Origin of the sequence: Psychrobacter arcticus 273-4 (assembly GCF_000012305.1) — a bacterium.
Taxonomy (GTDB): Bacteria; Pseudomonadota; Gammaproteobacteria; order Pseudomonadales; family Moraxellaceae; genus Psychrobacter; species Psychrobacter arcticus.
The window spans coordinates 514,810-532,795 of record NC_007204.1 but is presented as its reverse complement, the minus strand read 5'-3'; the positions used below and the strand labels follow the sequence as shown (position 1 = coordinate 532,795).

14 protein-coding genes, 1 tRNA gene and 4 pseudogenes are annotated in these 17,986 nt (G+C 43.1%); 7 read left to right on the top strand and 12 right to left on the bottom strand.

Annotation, left to right across the window (positions count from 1 at the left end):
- Positions 1-137: 137 nt before the first annotated feature.
- Entirely contained in the window at positions 138-809 is a 672-nt protein-coding gene (locus tag PSYC_RS02205) for a c-type cytochrome (RefSeq protein ID WP_011279724.1), read from the bottom strand.
- Between the two features lie 298 nt (positions 810-1,107).
- Between PSYC_RS02205 and PSYC_RS02200 the strand changes: the two genes are divergently transcribed.
- Positions 1,108-1,184: transfer RNA gene (locus PSYC_RS02200), tRNA-Arg, on the top strand.
- Between the two features lie 48 nt (positions 1,185-1,232).
- On the opposite strand, the gene PSYC_RS02195 is transcribed toward PSYC_RS02200, so the two are convergent.
- Entirely contained in the window at positions 1,233-4,541 is a 3,309-nt protein-coding gene (locus PSYC_RS02195) for a type I restriction endonuclease subunit R (RefSeq protein ID WP_011279723.1), read from the bottom strand.
- 160 nt (positions 4,542-4,701) lie between these two features.
- Between PSYC_RS02195 and PSYC_RS11195 the strand changes: the two are divergent.
- The 3 genes and pseudogenes from PSYC_RS11195 (at position 4,702) to PSYC_RS02180 (ending at position 6,734) form a co-directional block, all read left to right on the top strand.
- Positions 4,702-5,221, top strand: a pseudogene (locus PSYC_RS11195) (transposase).
- 36 nt (positions 5,222-5,257) lie between these two features.
- Positions 5,258-5,518 carry a hypothetical protein gene (locus tag PSYC_RS02185; RefSeq protein ID WP_011279721.1) on the top strand — a complete coding sequence of 87 codons (261 nt, stop codon included), beginning with the start codon at positions 5,258-5,260 and terminating at the stop codon, positions 5,516-5,518.
- Between the two features lie 127 nt (positions 5,519-5,645).
- Positions 5,646-6,734: a type III polyketide synthase gene (locus PSYC_RS02180; RefSeq protein ID WP_011279720.1), complete on the top strand. Its 1,089-nt coding sequence runs from the start codon at positions 5,646-5,648 to the stop codon at positions 6,732-6,734.
- Here PSYC_RS02180 and PSYC_RS02175 read toward each other — a convergent pair.
- Together PSYC_RS02175 and PSYC_RS02170 are read right to left on the bottom strand one after the other, a co-directional pair.
- On the bottom strand, positions 6,731-7,789 hold the full coding sequence (locus tag PSYC_RS02175) for an NAD(P)/FAD-dependent oxidoreductase (RefSeq protein ID WP_148201644.1): 1,059 nt from the start codon (positions 7,787-7,789) through the stop codon (positions 6,731-6,733). The genes PSYC_RS02180 and PSYC_RS02175 overlap by 4 nt on opposite strands.
- Positions 7,777-8,469 carry a methyltransferase domain-containing protein gene (locus PSYC_RS02170; RefSeq protein ID WP_011279718.1) on the bottom strand — a complete coding sequence of 231 codons (693 nt, stop codon included), beginning with the start codon at positions 8,467-8,469 and terminating at the stop codon, positions 7,777-7,779. The genes PSYC_RS02175 and PSYC_RS02170 overlap by 13 nt, the downstream gene beginning before the upstream one ends.
- Before the next feature lie 324 nt (positions 8,470-8,793).
- On the opposite strand from PSYC_RS02170, the pseudogene PSYC_RS02165 reads away from it, so the two are divergent.
- A pseudogene (locus PSYC_RS02165) lies at positions 8,794-8,979 on the top strand (transposase); the annotation flags it as partial.
- 21 nt (positions 8,980-9,000) lie between these two features.
- Here PSYC_RS02165 and PSYC_RS02160 read toward each other — a convergent pair.
- The gene (locus PSYC_RS02160) at positions 9,001-9,681 is read right to left on the bottom strand and encodes a glutathione S-transferase family protein (RefSeq protein ID WP_011279717.1); all 681 of its coding nucleotides are present in this window, start codon (positions 9,679-9,681) and stop codon (positions 9,001-9,003) included.
- A 285-nt stretch (positions 9,682-9,966) separates the two neighbouring features.
- On the opposite strand from PSYC_RS02160, the gene PSYC_RS02155 reads away from it, so the two are divergent.
- Positions 9,967-10,257, top strand: a complete 291-nt coding sequence (locus PSYC_RS02155) for a hypothetical protein (protein WP_011279716.1) — start codon at positions 9,967-9,969, stop codon at positions 10,255-10,257.
- Between the two features lie 208 nt (positions 10,258-10,465).
- Here the strand turns inward: PSYC_RS02155 and PSYC_RS02150 are convergent, their stop codons facing one another.
- From PSYC_RS02150 to PSYC_RS02130, 5 genes and pseudogenes are all read right to left on the bottom strand, one after another.
- Positions 10,466-11,839, bottom strand: coding sequence for a restriction endonuclease subunit S (locus PSYC_RS02150; protein WP_011279715.1), 1,374 nt, complete (start codon positions 11,837-11,839; stop codon positions 10,466-10,468).
- A pseudogene (locus tag PSYC_RS02145) lies at positions 11,839-13,950 on the bottom strand (class I SAM-dependent DNA methyltransferase); the annotation flags it as partial. The pseudogene PSYC_RS02145 and the gene PSYC_RS02150, both read right to left, overlap by 1 nt.
- Positions 13,951-13,959: 9 nt before the next feature.
- Positions 13,960-14,841: an IS982 family transposase gene (locus PSYC_RS02140; protein WP_011279666.1), complete on the bottom strand. Its 882-nt coding sequence runs from the start codon at positions 14,839-14,841 to the stop codon at positions 13,960-13,962.
- A gap of 90 nt (positions 14,842-14,931) precedes the next feature.
- A pseudogene (locus PSYC_RS02135) lies at positions 14,932-15,249 on the bottom strand (type I restriction-modification system subunit M N-terminal domain-containing protein); the annotation flags it as partial.
- Positions 15,250-15,630: 381 nt separating this feature from the next.
- The gene (locus tag PSYC_RS02130; protein ID WP_011279714.1) at positions 15,631-15,990 is read right to left on the bottom strand and encodes a hypothetical protein; all 360 of its coding nucleotides are present in this window, start codon (positions 15,988-15,990) and stop codon (positions 15,631-15,633) included.
- Between the two features lie 35 nt (positions 15,991-16,025).
- On the opposite strand from PSYC_RS02130, the gene PSYC_RS11890 reads away from it, so the two are divergent.
- The gene (locus tag PSYC_RS11890; RefSeq protein ID WP_264622161.1) at positions 16,026-16,160 is read left to right on the top strand and encodes a hypothetical protein; all 135 of its coding nucleotides are present in this window, start codon (positions 16,026-16,028) and stop codon (positions 16,158-16,160) included.
- Positions 16,161-16,177: 17 nt separating this feature from the next.
- On the opposite strand, the gene PSYC_RS02125 is transcribed toward PSYC_RS11890, so the two are convergent.
- Together PSYC_RS02125 and PSYC_RS02120 are read right to left on the bottom strand one after the other, a co-directional pair.
- Positions 16,178-16,702: a TPM domain-containing protein gene (locus PSYC_RS02125; RefSeq protein WP_011279713.1), complete on the bottom strand. Its 525-nt coding sequence runs from the start codon at positions 16,700-16,702 to the stop codon at positions 16,178-16,180.
- A gap of 94 nt (positions 16,703-16,796) precedes the next feature.
- Positions 16,797-17,957, bottom strand: coding sequence for a TPM domain-containing protein (locus tag PSYC_RS02120; protein ID WP_011279712.1), 1,161 nt, complete (start codon positions 17,955-17,957; stop codon positions 16,797-16,799).
- Positions 17,958-17,986: the final 29 nt, after the last annotated feature.

Here is a 17,986-nt window from a genome sequence, read left to right as displayed (position 1 = left end):
CTACTTGAGATAGACGCTTTAGATACGACACTTACTAAACCTTGCTTAATAGACTTATGTAAGAGGTCAAATAACCGAGATATCAGTATGCTGATCAATCACCCTAATACTTAATTGAAATACTAGGGTAATGATCATTAGCTGGCTTCAGCAACCATATAATCAACAGCATTTTGCACTTCTTCATCAGGAATGTCCGCGCCGCCTTTGGCGGGCATGGCATTGAAGCCATTGATAGCATGGGTATATAAGGTCTCTTTACCTTTTGCTATACGAGGTCCCCAAGCACCCGCATCACCAAACTTAGGTGAGCCAAGCAGTCCTGACGCATGACAAGTTTGACATACCGCGCTATACACCGCTTTACCATCACGAGGACCATCACCCGCTGCTGGACCAGCAGAACGAGCCGTCACGTCACAAACTTCATCTTCTTCAAAACATACTTTGCCAACAGGCTGAATACGAGCAATCAAATTTGGATACAATGCAATCAGTTTTTGTACTTGCGGCGTATCTTCTGGAACTGGCTCTTCGACAGCAGCTGGTGCAGCTGCCGCAGTTGCCTCGGCTGGTGCATCTGTTGCTATCGCGTCTGCTTGCGCAGTTGCATCAACAGTGCCATCCGCTGTATCTGCAGCTGCTTGGGGCTCATCACCCAGCTTTTGAGCGGCATTTTCGACAACATCTTTGCCTTCTGCAACAGCAGATATAGTAACAGGCGTATCTACAGCACTTTCAGCTTGGCTCACAGCGATACTAGCGATTCCTAGAATGGCAGCTGCCGATAACATAACTACTTTTCTCATTCGTCACGTTCTCTTATTACGTATACAAGGGTCAACACGACTTGGACATTCTGTCTGTCCTCCTTTGACAACAAACCGTTGTCAATAGCAAACAGCCATCCCGCATGCGAGCGCACTTGTAATCGGTGATTATAAATATGGATTCTCCCTGACATTATAAGGGAAAAGACGGGTAGATTGCCATGCCTGTTTGCTAACTATGCTGTTTTTTCTTAAAAAACCTCAATAGCCGGCTTCATTCATTGGCTTTATGACTTTTATTTGTTAGACTAAGCGGTCTTTATTTTTAGACACTTTTGCGCTCGTAGCTCAGTTGGATAGAGTATCGGTCTCCGAAGCCGAGGGTCGTGGGTTCGATTCCCGCCGAGCGCACCAATCATCGTATTACCCCCTTCCTAGCATTATTTCCTATTAATTAAATTTTTAGATGTATTTCGCTTTTTCACTGTTCACACATAACATGTCATACACCACTCTACCGATTGCAGTCATTTTTGCGGGATCTGAAAGTAACTGTATCATCTGTTCTTGATGCGCCGCACCGCTACTTATAACAGCATCATCTAGAGCGTTTGGAAAATCACCTAGCAGTGCTTGCGCCTTTGGGTTACTAGCAATTTGAGTCATTACGATAGTATTTTCAGATAGCTTGTCACGTAAAGTGTGTGCATAGTTAAGCATATCTTTATCTGTGAGATTGTCCGTTACAAACACCTCATTCAAGCGCTCAATGATCTGCGATAAAAACGCTTCTTTTATATCTTTAGGGGTTGCCGTACCTGCACCGCTGCCACCATCTAATTGATATTCAGATTTGCCCTCTTGTAGTTTCAAGTCCTGCTGATGGAGAATTGAGACGCGGTAATGGCTCATCACGATATTACTTAGATCAACATCCTCTTCATTATCTAGGCTTTCACGCAGTAACGGCTGTAGGTTACGCGCGTATAGGCTCAGCTTCTCTAAGTCTTTAGAATCATAGTCAACGATTTGCGACATAAACTCGTATTGACGGGTGAATGTACCCAAGTCCTTTTTAAAGATTTCCAGCGCATCTTGATCTGTCTTAAAGCCTTTGTAGTCGTTTTCAGCATTGGTCATCAGTACCACATCGCCCGTTGCTTTGGTGCGCTCAAGCATCGTTTTAGCATGCTGTGCTTTTGTACGCGCTTTATGATATTGCTTCTGCCAACGCTCGACCGCTGGCTTGCAGATATTGCTAATGGCGGCATTAGACTTATTCTTACTATAGAACGCTTCAACAAACTGCTCGACTTCGTTCTTAGTGAAGATACCACTAACGCGCAGCTTCTCATAAAGGTCAAACACCTGATCAGGGTCAGATACATCTGCTAGGTGTGCGGTCTCATAGTACGGCTGGAAGGCTTCAAGAATATCCTCAGGATCATTAAAGAAGTCGAGCACAAACGTGCCACTCTCTGCTTTGCCCTTATAGGTACGGTTCAGTCGTGAGAGTGTCTGCACGCAATCCACGCCTGTCAGCTTCTTATCAACATACATGGCACATAGTTTAGGCTGGTCAAAGCCTGTCTGGAATTTATTAGCCACCAACATCACCTGATAGTCATCACTATCAAACGCTTTACGTAGATCGCGGCCTTTTAGCCCGATGTTCATATTGTGTTCAGTGAACTTCTCACCGATAAGTGCGCCGCTATCAGGATCATTGTCGTTAAAGGTGACTTCACCTGAGAACGCAACCATAGCATTGATATTTCTGTAACCGTAATCAGCGATATAGTTATCAAAGGCTATCTTATAGCGTACCGCTTCTTTACGTGAACCCGTCACCACCATGGCTTTGGCTTGTCCGCCAAGTAAACCTTTGATGTTGTCATTAAAGTGCTCAATGATGATTTTTACTTTTTGGGCGATATTGTGTTCATGCAAGCGTACCCAGCTATTGAGCTTAATCTTGGCGCGGCGAGCATCGACTTCATCATCAGCGGCGGCCAGCTTTTGCTTAAGCTGATAGACCACTTTGTAGTTGGTGTAGTTTTTTAGCACATCTAAGATAAAGCCCTCTTCAATGGCTTGGCGCATGGAATAGACATGATAAGCGGCTGGTAAGTTATCTTTCGATGCTGGCAAGTCAGGATTAGGCAGACGCCCAAATAGCTCAATGGTTTTTGGCTTAGGCGTGGCGGTAAAGGCATAGTAGCTTAGGTTAGGACTACTACGGCGCGCGGCAAGCGTGGCATCCAGTATGAAATCAAGGCTATCTTCGCTAGATAGCGGCTTGTCATCGTCTGTATTACTCTCTATATCACCTGAGACCAACACTTCTTTAAGCTGGCGAGCCGTAGAGCCTGTCTGTGATGAATGTGCTTCATCAGCGATGATGGCATAGCGGCGCGACTTGAGCACACTTGAATCTTCAATCGCCTTAAGCACAAACGGAAAGGTTTGAATAGTGACAATGATGATCGGCTGCGAGTTCACTAATGCTTCGGCAAGTTTTTCAGATTTTGAGCCGTCACCTTCTTTTCTATTGATCTTGCCGACCACACCATCAGCATGTTCAAACTGATAGATGGTTTCTTGTAGCTGGTCATCAAGTATCGTGCGATCGGTGATGACAATGACAGAGTGAAACTGTTTATCGCCTTGATCGTTATACAAGGTTGAGAGCTGATGCGCTGTCCATGCAATAGAGTTAGACTTACCTGAACCAGCACTATGCTGAATCAGATACTTTTGACCAGCACCCTCAGTCACGGCAGCATTAACCAATTTGGTCACCACATCCCACTGATGATAACGCGGGAACATCAATATCTCTTTTTTGGACTTGCGACCGATTGCGTCTTCTTCCTCGTCGATCTGCAAGTGCATAAAATGCCCAAGGATCGAGAGTAAGTTCTCTGGCGTAAGTACTTCATTCCATAGATAATCGGTGGCATAGCGGCTGCTATCACTAGGCGTATCATTACCCGCACCGCCATGCTCTGTGCCTTTATTAAACGGTAAGAAATAGGTGCTATCCCCTGCCAGCTTCGTTGTCATATAGACTTCATACTGACTGACAGCAAAGTGCACCAATGCGCCGCGCTTAAACGTTAGTAGCGGCTCAGGTTTCTTAGTATCAGGGTCTTTAGGCAGGCGTGTTTTCTTATATTGAGTAATAGCATTTTGTACCGCTTGTTTAAACTCAGACTTTAGCTCCATCGTTGTGACAGGCAAGCCATTCACGAATAGTACGATGTCGATACGGTTACGCTTAGCGACCTTACCGTCTGTTTTGTCTTTTGGGCTATCTTTAAGACTGACATGAGGGCTATAGATCACCTCAGAGACAACACGGCAAATATTGGCCTCATAGCGTGTCATGGTCTCAGGGTTAAGGCTGTGCTCAGGCTTAAACTGGCATAATGAGAAACGCGCGTTACGAATCTTAAGGCCATGACGTAATACACCCAAGGTGCCATAAGTGCGCGAGGCTCTATCGGTTGAGTGCTCATCCGCTTTATTAAGCTGCTTGACTAATGCGGTGATAAAATGACGCTCAGAGTCGATAGGAAAGGTGCGGCAAAACTTTTCCCATTCCTGCGGCTGGGTGCTCTGTACAAAGTCCAGCACGTCTTGCTCATATAGCGCAGTCTCTGCCTGATAGCCACTGGCATGACCCAACTGCCAGCCTTGCGCTTGCATCTGGCTGACGATATCGGCTTGAAAGACAGATTCATAAGTGACGTTGTGCGCGTTGGCCATGTTAAGTCCGTTTAATTTTTATATCAATAAGAGAGATTAAAATGTCATAAACTGTTTTTGTAGTGTATTAGGGCGTGTTGAACATTGGGAATAAATTGCTGACAAAAAAATAGCAAACGAGTAATCTTTAAGTTCTCACACAAAAAAGACTTCGTTTGCTATGCCTCGCACCATGCTCAAAGATGAACACTGGACAAGACTAAGACCCATATTACTGGAACTTAATATTTATGACAAAGGAAATCTTCGATGTACAGTTGAAGGTGTGCTGTATCGTATGCGTGTTGGCTGTCCTTGGCGCGATCTACCGGCTTACTTTGGTAAGCCCAACACCGTTTATAAAGCTTACCAGTGTTGGTTTCGCAGTAATAAGCTGATTGCGCTGTTTGGCTTGTTAATCAAAGATTCCGACTGTGAGGGCTATGATTCTGAGGCTTTACGAGCGCATATCAAACAAGCGGGTTGCTTCAATAACATCCCTCGAAAACAGAACACTAAGTCCACCAACAACCATATGGACTGGCACTTGTACAAAACTCGCCACTTAGTAGAAAATGCTTTCGCTAAGTTAAAAAACTATAGTCGGTGAAAAGTAATATCGATACAACACGTATTACTGGTGCAAATTTTTCTTGCTTGCTGTGGCTTTGGCTTGTGCTTATCTCTGGTTGAAATTATGAATGTTCAACAGACCCTAGTAAAAACAGGGGAATTACATGACCTCAAAGCGTCCAGATAAAAAGTCGAGCGCCCAAGATATCCAAGCATTTATTGGCAAAGTCAAAAATACTCCGCTGGTCACTGGTGTAGACAAGGGTAGATTAATATTTGCAATGGATGCCACGGCAAGTCGTGAGCACTGCTGGGATATGGCTAGTCAAAATCATGCAGCTATGTTTATTGAAGCATATTTTCTGATACTGCTGAAGGTTTTATATCATAAAACTCAGCAAATGCTCGGGAATTTAGTCAATTAGGTGAGTGTCCGGCTATTTTTTGTCCCGCTATTTTCATGGTAAAGGTACCGTATTTGTATTTTAATAGGGTTGGTGGCAATAAAGCATGTAATATTGTTATTCAGTTTTTATAAAGCAGGATTTCAGGATGAAAAGCAGTATTACCGCCATTGGAACCGCAGTCCCGCAGCATAAATTCAAGCAAAGTGAAGCCGCAGCGATCATTTCAGAACGGTTGCAATTGATTCCCGCAAAAAAAAGACTGCTTAGATTTATTTCTAAAGCGACGGGTATTGAATCGCGGCATAGTGTCATCAGCGATATGGGGCATCTCTCAAATTCCAAAAGTGACATATCATCACCTGATTTAACCACAGCAGGCCGGATGGCACTTTATAAAGAGCATGCGCTGCCGTTAGCCGTTTCTGCTATCAAGCAATGTATGGAACAGTCCGATGCCACATTCGCCGATATTACACATGTTATTACAGTCAGTTGTACAGGCATGTATGCGCCCGGCTTAGATATTGAAATTGTGCAGCAATTAAAATTGCGCACCGATGCCAAACGCACGGCAATTAATTTTATGGGATGTTACGGTGCCTTCAACGCATTGAAGGTGGCAGATGATGCCTGTCGCGCGAATAAAGAGGCTGTTGTTTTAGTTGTGAGTGTTGAACTTTGCAGTCTGCATTTTCAAAATGATGATGATTTGGATCATCTACTTTCAAATGCGATTTTTGCAGATGGTGCAGCAGCGGCACTGATTCAGCCTATGGCTGAGAATCGGAAGAGCCTATCGATCGAGGCCTTCAATTGTGATTTATTACCACAGACCAGCGAAGATATGGCATGGCATATAGTAGATTCAGGGTTTGATATTGTTTTGAAATCCTATATTCCAGAAGTGATTGAGTCAGGGATTGCGGAGTTTATGGAGAAACTATTGAAACAGGAAGCGATCACCGATGTTAATCACTATGCAATTCATCCAGGCGGTATGAAAATACTGCAAGCCTGTGAAACAGCGTTGAATATTACAAAAGACAAAAACAAGCATGCTTATCATGTGATGCGTGAGTATGGAAATATGTCATCAGCCACCATTTTGTTTGTTTTGAAAGAATTGATGACCCACTTGACGAGTGAGAATCATCAAGAAACTATTTTTAGTTGCGCTTTTGGGCCTGGATTAACCTTAGAATCAATGTTACTTAAGATAAACCAGCCGAATTAAACATAATCAAGCTTTTTGAGTACAAGGTTCACCAGCTTAGGTGATCGTTTCAGTAAAGGAAGAGCCAATTGACCCACCTTTGGTTGCAGTAATGCGGCGTTAAATACGTTCCCTAATAGTACTTTTGTTTTAATCGATTTCGAATAGTTGATCCGATAGAGCTTAGGTTGTTGTTTTAAGTAAGACTGCACAGCTTGAATAGCACTATCAACACTATGTGCAAATCCAGAGCCAATAGCAGGGTAAAGCGACGCTAATGTATCCCCTATCCAGTAGCTGTTAGGCCAGTTAGGCGGTTTTTTTTGAGTAAATGCAGGAGCGCGCCCCGACAGAATATCGATAGCGCTAAGATCAAGCGGGGTGAATATTTTTTTAAGCACAGGATGAGATTGTGTTAGATGCCTAAAGTGTTCCTCTGGAGAAGTTGCAGCATCAACCGCTTCTCGTTTTGCCAAACAGGCACAGTTACTTATTGTCTCGGTGATCGGAACAATTCCCAAATAAGCTTTATCCAGACTGAACATTTTAAGACTATGATCATTTTCGGTATGGGAAAAATGCAATTTGAAACCAAAATAGGGCAGCGCAATTTTTTTATTGTCTTTGTTGTTGCTAAGTTTACCCGTTGCAAAAAAAGCACTTTTAGCCTCAATGATTTCACCAGTGGATAATTTGAAATAAAATGGCGTTCTCTCAGTGGCTGGTGTTGTGTACTCTAAATAGGTGTTTTCGCGTATGCGTCCACCCAGTCTGCGCGCTCGTGCCGCTAACTTTAGCTCAACGTCACTTCTTGATATGGCAGCAGAAGGCTTGGTGAAGTGAATATCTAATTGCCTGATTCCAGCATAAAATGCGGCATGAGGAATGGGGATAAGAGGATCAACGTCCCAAAGCTGTAGTTGCTGTGCCGCAATCGGTGCTAAGAATTCGCCACACATTTTAGGTGTGCCGATGGTTGAGCCTTCGATTAAAAGCGCCGATATACCTTGATCCAGCAAGGCATTTAGGCACGATAGTCCCGCAACGCCACCGCCGATAATGACTACTTCTTCCAAATGATAACCCTCCAACGAAATGGGAAACACCATTTAACTTGGTAGTGTTTCATGCCAGCTTGTTCTAACAGGGTAATTAATTCTTGACGGATAAAACCGCGTTTTATCGAGATAAGACCATCATAGGTGATGAGCCTATTGCGAAATAAGATTGGACTGAAAAGGCGATAAAACCCATAGGCAATGATGTTGCGGTGCAAATCATTAATGATGACTTTATCTTTTGTGGTGTGTAGTGCTTGTTTGAAAAATTCAATAATCTCTTCGTTGCTCATGTGGTGGCAAACCATGGTTGCCAAAATGACATCAACACTGTTTTCGCCAAATGTTAAGTTGGGCTCAGCCATTTTCTCAAATTTCACATTTGAGGTATCCGATGCAAATACAGACTTTTCATGATTGGCCATATCAATCGCTTCAGACGAGATATCAATGCCATGGAATGTCATCTTTGGAAAATAGCGACTGAGATTAAGAATAAATAAGCCTGCGCCACAACCAACGTCCATCACATGCGCTTTTTCCCCACCTTTCTTTAAAACATTCACTGTCCCGTGAAAGAATCCGAGAATTTTATTGATGCGATATAGCATTTTTTGACAATGAGTAAATTCTTCCGCAGTGTAGTTGCCCGGACCTAAATCGAGAATTTCCTTTTCATTTGAGCGATGTGATAGCACAGATTATTTCCAGAAATTCATGTAATGCCGTAAATAATAACACATTCACTATAAACACAGTACGGAGAGACTCGTTGCTCTAGATTTGGTTTATTTCACTGCATTATCCTTAGGGTTACGGGCCAAGAATCATTTTAATATCTTTAGCCGAGATTTTCTTAATAATCACTTTTACCTTTTTTTACATAAGAGTGTATTAGTCTGCATTTACACTAAGGCGTGTTGAACATTGGGAATAAATTGCTGACAAAAAAATAGCAAACGAGTAATCTTTAAGTTCTCACACAAAAAAGACTTCGTTTGCTATGCCTCGCACCATGCTCAAAGATGAACACTAAGTCCACCAACAACCATATGGACTGGCACTTGTACAAGGCTCGCCACTTAGTAGAGAATGCTTTCGCTAAGTTCAAAAACTACAGAGCGGTTGCAACCAGATTTGATAAACTCAAGCAAAGTTATGAAAATACCGTGGCTTTGGCTTGTGCTTATCTCTGGTTGAAATTATGAATGTTCAACAGACCCTAGTGATTAGGCTTTTTTATCGAAATTTTGTGGATATAGCGCCCGTGCGGCAACGTCATCAAATTCAGTCTTAAACTCGATATTTTTAGCAAGAGCGCGTGCTTTTTCTATCGTAGGACGTGCATTTACGTTTGCAAACCAGCGCTTTAGATTGGGATAATTCTCTAAACCCTCTTCGCCTAATACGAATGTTGCCTTGTCAATCCAGCCCCATGCTGAAATATCTGCAATTGAATACTCGTCGCCAACGATATACTCGCGGCCTTCCATGTGGGTATCGAGCACTTCATAATGACGTTCGGCTTCACGAAGATAGCGATTGATAGCATAAGGTATTTTTTCTGGCGCTTTATGTCTAAAATGAACGGATTGACCAGAAAAAGGTCCAAGGCCTGTCGCTAGAAACAGTAACCACGATAGCATCTCACCGCGATCTTCCGGCTTTCCTGCTAATTTTCCCGTTTTCTCAGAAAGGTACATTAAGATAGCAGTCGAATCAAACACACGCATGCCATCGTCTTCAATTGCCGGTGTTTTACCATTCGGGTTAATAGCGCGGTATTCAGGTGTGTGCTGCTCACCTTTTAAAGTGTCTACAGCAACCACTTCATACGGCAAGCCAGTCTCTTCGAGAAAAGCGGCCACTTTCAACGGGTTTGGGGTTTGGTGAAAATAAAACTTAAGCATAGTGTTATCCTATTATATAAAAATATTGGTTTGGTAACTATAAAAGTAATAAAGGGCTTGAGTCGTGCGTTGAACAATTTCTTTATTGTTTGATGTTAGAACCACTATAATCATAAATGAACGGTCGTTCAAATATAAACTTTAAATAACTACTTATTCAATTATCAAAATTAGGAACAACAAGCGTTGTTACTAATGAGAGGTTTAGAGAAGTTAATTACGTTGATAAGGCAGTAAAGAAAATATACGATGCGCCGTAACCGATAAACGCCAAGGCTAAATAAAATGTATCGACTTATTTTAGGACGGGTCGATTTAAACATTATTAAAATCAAATTAAAAAGCTTATCATTCTATTGGGAATTCATGTTTGCCCGCTCGCTGTTTCAAGTAGCAGACATGGAAGCGCAAGGCCCATTATTAAACCGTGTTTCTAACCTAATCAATCAAGGTCATATTCAAACCACGGTTGGTAATAATATAGGGGTTATTAGCGCCGCCAATTTACGCGTCGTAGGTAATATCGGTCATGTTAAGTCCGTTTATATTAATACTAATTTTGACTGTTTTTTATAGACTGCTTTTAAAGGTTTAAGACTATAGGCAGCTGAAAAATTGATAGAGTTAGGTCATCTCTGTATAAGGGTACGCAACAACTCCCCTAGTTTTACCAATCCATGTGGTTGGATCATAAGACTAGGGGCTTTTTATTGTCCATGTTTTTATTCGATTGATTAAAATAAAATCATTTACAATATAAGGATTTAAAGTACGTCAAAGTCATTTATTCAGGCGCAACCCAACCCCGCACGTCAATTTTTCCCGTGACGGCAGCGGAAATTAAGGCAGTGCGGCGTTCTTGCATCAGTTGGATGGCTTGTTCTGCTTTCATTACTAACGTATCAAAAACCTCTAAATTATAGTTGATATAAGAAATAATCTTATAACTCTCTTCTAGAGGCGGTACAGCAATAACGAACGAGTTATACTTATCTGCACTGACGTTTTGAATCGTAGCTTGAATTTGAATACTTTCAATCCACTTCCAATAAAAGTCAGTTAGCGTGTTTAAATAAAACCACTCTGCCGGAGTTATCTCTTCATCAATTTTCGCTTTTATCAGATAACCTGCAAAACAGCACTTACCCCATGAATCTCTATAAATAAAACTTTTCCCCACAGTTCCACCACTTCTAGCCAGCAGTACGTCACCATCCATTAACATATATGGCTCGGCAATTTCTTGAGGTAGTGACCTAAAAGTATCATCTTTCAAATTACCATTAGGCAACACATCCGTTATTCTTACAAATCTTGGTTGAGTTTTATCAACATCTTCTGCAGCTTCATTAGCACCATACTGTAGAGGCTCACTTATCAAGTATTTTAATTTAGAAACACCCCAATGCTCAGGCACTTCCCCCAACCATTCAACACCAGAGTCTTTCAACGGCGCGTCAGGATTTAAGCCTTTGGTCACCGCATGACTGATCACGGCTTGGCGCTTTTCTTTTAACAATTGAATAAGGGTTTTCTGCTTATCAATTAAGGTGTCGATTTGGGCGGTTTCAAAGTCGAGGAAGTTGGCTATAGTTTCTCTTTCATCTAAAGATGGCAACCAAATCCTAACCCCTTTCAAAATAGACTGGGTAATACTAAAAACTTTAACGCCTTTTACCATGTGTCTAACTTGAGTTCTTATTTCCTTAGAATCCATTAAATAGGCATAAAAGCGACTACATTGACGATCAAAAGGGCGAGCAATAACTGTGTGATAACCAGCAAAAATTAAATCATCACTAACTAACTGGGTAAAGTTTCCTGAACCTTCTATATCCTCAGAAGTATCAGCAAATACTAAATCGCCTTGAGTAAGCAAAGCATAAGGAGATGACTGTAAATACCCTTCATCAACACACTTTAAATAATGTCTCTTTGGATCAACCTCGAAACCATATTTTGAATGAACTTCTCCATAATTTACACAAGGTACACCAGTATCTAAGAGGTCTGCTTTAGTTATAGTTAAACCTCGACCAAACGAAAACATATATCTAAGCTTACTAAGCTCCCAGTGACTTGGAATCTTCCCCAACCACTCAACACCCGAATCCTTATATTCTGCATACCGCTGATACTTCGTTACCAATTCAGCCATTACGAATGCACCTCACCCAATAACTGCATAATCTCGCTACTGACCGCATCCAAGTCTGCATCAATATCTTGTAACGGACGCGGTGGCTCATACACATAGAAATGGCGGTTAAACGGTATCTCATAGCCCACGATACCGATCTCTTCATCGATAGCATCGGTCTTATCCGCATTTATCCACGCATCAGGCACATGCGGCTGCACTTCACGGGCGAAATAACTTTCAATTAGCTCAGTGGTAGTGACCTCAGGATTGAGCGGCACGTTTTCATAATCGCGCAAATCACTATCTGTTTGGAACTCTACTATTTTGGCTGGCTTGTCTGAGTTGGCAGGATCGGTATAGCTAAACGCACCATAGAGCGGATTGGCAACCTTGAGCGCTTTTTTGATGACCGGTTCTGCTTCAGGGTTTTTCCAAGTGATAGCGTCTAACAGCTGTTTCTTTTCTTTGGTATCAAGATTAACATCAGCCTCTTTTAACGCTTGTTTGAACACTTTTTCAAACTCATTAAAATCATCGAATTGGCTGTCGCCCCGCTCTTTATGAATGACCGCTTGCAAAGATTTGGCTTTATTCATGATTTCTAACTGATCCTGCCAGAGTTTGGCATCAAGCACGTCTTTAATTTGGCTTTCTTTCAGCTCGCTAAAGTCCGCCTTGATCATCGCTCGCGCTTCTAGGTTGACCGCTGATAAGTCACCGTAGTTGTTACTGCTATTACCGTTATTACTGTCACTATCAGTCGTCCAGTCAGTCGTCCAGTCATTACCAAATGCCTCATACAGCGCTGGCATGACCATATCAAACGGTTTAGGCGCATAACGTAGGCTATCAATGGCACTGTCAGATAACTGAGCGGATAAACGTAGCGGACGCTCAATGGTGATACGGCGATAGCCAAACTCATGAGTGGCAAATATCTTACTGGCAAAGGTCTTGGCAGCCTCAATCTTAGGATTGGCAGACTGACGGCCACGGTTAGACTTCACCTCTTCTGGCTTATCTAGTACGCGAGCATCAACCACTTCAAAGTCACCAAAGCTACGGATAATGGTCTTGATATCGTCATCGCTCATCTCATTACGCTTTGAGCCAAGTGATTTACGCATCTTGCTGTATAGGTTACTACCATCAATCAATTGCACTTTACCGTGACGCTCGCTCGCTTTCTTATTGCTTAATATCCATACATAGGTAGCGATACCCGTGTTATAGAACATATCGTTTGGCAAGGCGATGATGGCTTCTAGTAAATCGGCCTCTAAGATATAACGGCGAATCTCACTCTCGCCACTACCTGCGCCGCCCGTGAATAGCGGTGAACCATTTAAGATGATACCGATACGGCTGCCTTGGTTGCTGTTTTGAGTGCTGTTGTCTGTCGCTTGCTCGTTATTACTAACGATCGGACGCATCTTGCTCAGCAAGTGCATCAGGAACAATAGCGAGCCATCAGACACCCGCGGTAAGCCAGCGCCAAAACGACCGTCAAAGCCTTTTTGCTGATGTTCGTCATTGATCTCGCCGGATATCTTTTTCCAGTCCACCCCAAATGGCGGATTCGATAGCATGTAGTCAAACTTCTCACCTGCCAGCTGATCACTAGATAAAGTATTGCCCAGCTTAATGTTATTGACCTCTTGCCCTTTGATCAGCATGTCGGCTTTACAGATGGCATAAGACTCAGGGTTTAGCTCTTGACCATAGGTACGCATGACCGCATCAGGGTTCAGCTCTAGCACGTATTCCATACCAGAGGATAAGAAGCCGCCCGTGCCCGCCGTTGGGTCATAAATGGTGCGAATAATGCCGTCTTTGGTCAGCGCGTCATCATCTTCCATAAATACCAACGAGGTGGTCAGGCGCACGATATCGCGCGGGGTAAAGTGCTCCCCTGCCGTTTCGTTAGAACTCTCAGCAAAACGGCGAATCAGCTCTTCAAACACAAAACCCATTTCATGATTGGAGATAGCTTCAGGACTTAGGTCAGTATTGGCAAACTTCTGCACCACTTTATACAGTAAGTTGGCATCGGCTAGCTGACCGACGAACTCTTCAAATTTAAAATGCTCGAATATCTCACGCGCGTCTTTAGAGAAGGATTGAATACCCCACTCTCAACTTGAAATAAGCAATTCAAACTGAAGTGGCGGGTTACCAAGTTTTTTGTTGAGTACAAAGCATAGATTATGTGACAGAATTTTACGAATCAATCGATGAGACAAATGCCATAAATCTCTTGCTCGTACCCTTTGTATATTAAATCGTTCTGATAGCTGACCAATGACTGTTTCAACGATACGGCGGGCTTTCATTAGCCGTTTTACCACAGGTTTGGGTCTATCCTCTTTCATGTTAGCTCTGAGTGGCGTTTGTAAATCCACTCCTTGAGCGTCGTAGTACTGAGTGAGACTAGGGCTGATATACCCTTTATCAGCGCCGAGCAAACCATAGATATTGTCAGTAATATCAGGCGCAACCGCTCTTTCATCAACATTGGCAGGAGCAAAGGTAAAGCCTTTAATCATGCCCGATAAGTTAACAAGCAAATGTCCTTCAAAGCCATAGTACCTCTCTTGCTTAGCCGCACAGTAGCTAAAAGCCGCTAAGTCTTGATAGTTTTTATGCCGATAAGCGCGTCCATAATGACAGACGGGTATCGGAAAACCATCCATAAAATGGATGTTGTCACGGCCCTCAAGTTGACTGACGTTATCTTGTATCCGCTGTTTGACTTGCCACAGATTCGCGCAATGCTTTGCGAAGTTAGGATATGAGCCTATGGCTGGAAACCAGGCTTGCCAGTGCTGGGTAAAATATTGCCAAATCTGTTTGTCTTGATCAAGGTTTAAAAATTCACCGACCAGTTCCATGCAAATGATCTCAGGATCACTCAGCTTTGGCGCGTAACCTGCACCTCGCAAGGGTTCAGTAACGACTATTTTGTAATATTGCTCTACCATTAAATAGATATTGATGATAAATTCGTCTATGGGCATCTCATGACTCCGTTGTATTCTTGGTCGAAAACAATAGATTAGTGAGATGCTCTTCTTTTTTCAATCACTTTCGAAGTTGAGAGTGGGGTATTGAATATAAGTATTTAAGTTATCCTTGATATCACTTTGACCCATCTTGCTTAGATCCATGGGCGAGATATTGTAGAACGGTCGCTTGCTGGCACGTATCAAGAACTTCTCTTGCGCTTCCTCAGGCAAACCCATATCAGCGATACGCTGGTTCTCAGCAACCACAGCTGCTTTGGTCTCTTCTAGTACGCACTCTAGGCGGCGCAATAGTGTGAATGGTAGGATGATGCGACCATATTGAGATTGCTTAAAGTCACCACGTAATAGATCAGCAACTGACCAGATAAAAGCCGCTGTTTGAGAGAAGTTTTTGGTCATGGAATTATCTTATTGTTTGTTGAGCAAGGATAAATAAATATTTAGTAAAGCGCTCAAAATTATATCAGGTATATAGGTGAGTTACAGACATGGCAGGTAAGAAAGTCATAGCTCTGATGAGATTTACGTTAAAACTCATCGCTCGTACATAGCCCCTTTAAGCCTACTTAATAGAATCGAGCGTTCGGCACATACAGATATAAGAATTGTCACTGATGCAGGGGTTATCGAAGCCGACTTCAAAGAAAGTCGCGCATTTTTGGGACTGCTCAATTTTAATAAACAACTAGCAAAAACCACGCCTTAAATAGCAGTGACTCACAACAGCGATAGCGCTGTTATTGATGCATAACTCATGATTCTTTTGAGTACGTGCAACCTTCATTCTGCCTCTTGCAGGTTGGCATCCAATTGCGTGCGGCTAGGTACACGATGATAATTAAATACCGGTATATCCCCTAAGCGACGTTGACTGGCAGCAAGCTTGGGGTCAATCGTAATCATGGCAATTTTTGTATTTTGTCGATTGATGAGCAAATGACTGCCCTTTCGCGTAACGCCATAATCAGGAAAGTACTGCTTAATCATCTTTGCTGTCTTTTGTAACGCGTCATTGATCGGTTTCTTCTTATCTTTTGACTTTATGTCATGTAAATTATTTGGCGAACGTGATTTTGCAAACAACCACAATCCAATGACAACTGCTATCAATATGACCAGCCACCAAATTCCGTCTATCATAAAAAGGGATATCCATTATTAGCAAGGGTTAGCTCATGTTAGCAGAATTACCATCAGCGGTAATAGCAGAAATAGAGCCTGCCGCCGAACTATTGGTAAAACATGACGGCGCCAAACTTATCGAGATAGACTCTTATCCGACACCAAATACGCTAGTCGATTCCAAATAAAGTAGATACATCATGGTTTATTTTAGAAAAACCACGGTATCAGACAGCTCATTACCTGATGGATTGTGCTCCAGATGATAATATTGGCGCAGCACTTGACCGACCTCATCTAGTAAGTCAGTTAAGCTTTCTTCTGTCTTCTGATTGGCAATACCGACTACCGCTTTGTCACACATCGCTCGCCAAACGGTTGGGCTGACATGAGCACTGATACCGCGATCAGCGACGATCTCAAGCTTATGTTCGCAAACATTGACGTATATCAGTACACCGGTATTTTCTTCAGTGTCCCACACTCGATACTCACTGAATAAGTCGATCGCACGGTCACGGCAATCGCTATGATAGGCCTCTTGAATAGGCAAGTGATTTTCTACGATTAAAAACACCTCGCCGCGATGACCTTGCTCAGCAAGGGTCACTTGCTCAGTCAGCCGAGCTTTTGCCGCGGGCGTTAACCACTTACTATGCAAGACTGGTACAAATAAGACTTGGCGCCACCAGCGGGCAAAGCTGGATTTTGAAGCGTTATTTTCTGCCATGATACTATTTCCTCAAGTACGTCATTACTAATGGTTATTTAGTATTTTTTTCATTAGGCAGCTATTAAGCGGCTAACAAACAACTGGCAAGTCCTTACCAAGAACCGCCAGCGCCGCCGCCACCAAAACCACCACCACCGCCGCCGAAGCCGCCGCTACCAAAACCACCGCCGCCAGACCCACCGCCCATACCCGGTAGGAATATCATGCCGCCTCTACCACCTCTACCGCCGCCAGACCCGCCTTTGCCACTACCGCCGCCACGTGCAATTAAGAACAGCCACAAAAATATCGCCATAATGATGGTCATAAATAGACCACCGCCTAATGCCAGTGAGCCTGCAACAAAACCACCAGCCGTCAGCACAGAACCAAATACCCGACCAACAATACTAGTAATAAAACCACCAAATATCATCGCCATAATAAACAGAAAAATAGGAGATGGTAGCTCATCTGAGCCTTGTTGAGCAGTACGTTCAGCCGCTTGCGCATCGGCACGAGCCAATACTTCAGGATCAGCAGATAAACGGCTTTGTAAGGCCGTTACGCCTGCCAATATCCCAGCGCCATAATCATTTTGCTTAAATAACGGGGTGATATCTTCTCGAATGATACGATTGACTGCCGCATCGGGTAGTACACCTTCGAGTCCATAACCCGTTAATATATACATATCACGGTCATTGACCGCAACCACCAAGAGCAAGCCATCATCGATGTCTTTATCACCCAGCTGCCACTTTTCAGCAACCTGTAAGGCATAATCAAAGATAGGCATACCATTGGTAGTTGGGACAATCACCACTGCTGCTTGCGCCAACCCTTGCTGATAAATCGTACGTAGCTGTGCTTCTAAGCGCTGTTTCTCTTGTGGGTTTAAGATATTGGCTTGGTCGATGACAGGATTGTTTAAAATCAGTTTGTCCGCATCGACACTGTTAGCGGTTGATTTAACAGGTGGACGTTTGGTTGCATTTGCCTCTGCCACGCCCTCGTTATTGGATGCATTAGGATTAATGGCGTCATTACCGAGTATGGTTTCGTTAATCGCCTCATTGCCTAAGACAGCATCATTAATGGCTTCATTAGATTCAGCGGCTTTTGCAATAGCCACTAAGTCTTCCACACTGCGATTTTGCGTGGTGCTATCTGCAGCGAGCGTACTGTCATTGGGCGCCGCATACAACGTAGACGCGCTACCAATAGTAAGGGCGAATAACAACGCTGCTAGGGGTGTTTTTAAATGAGTCATTAAATGTATACCACCTCAAGTCAGATCTG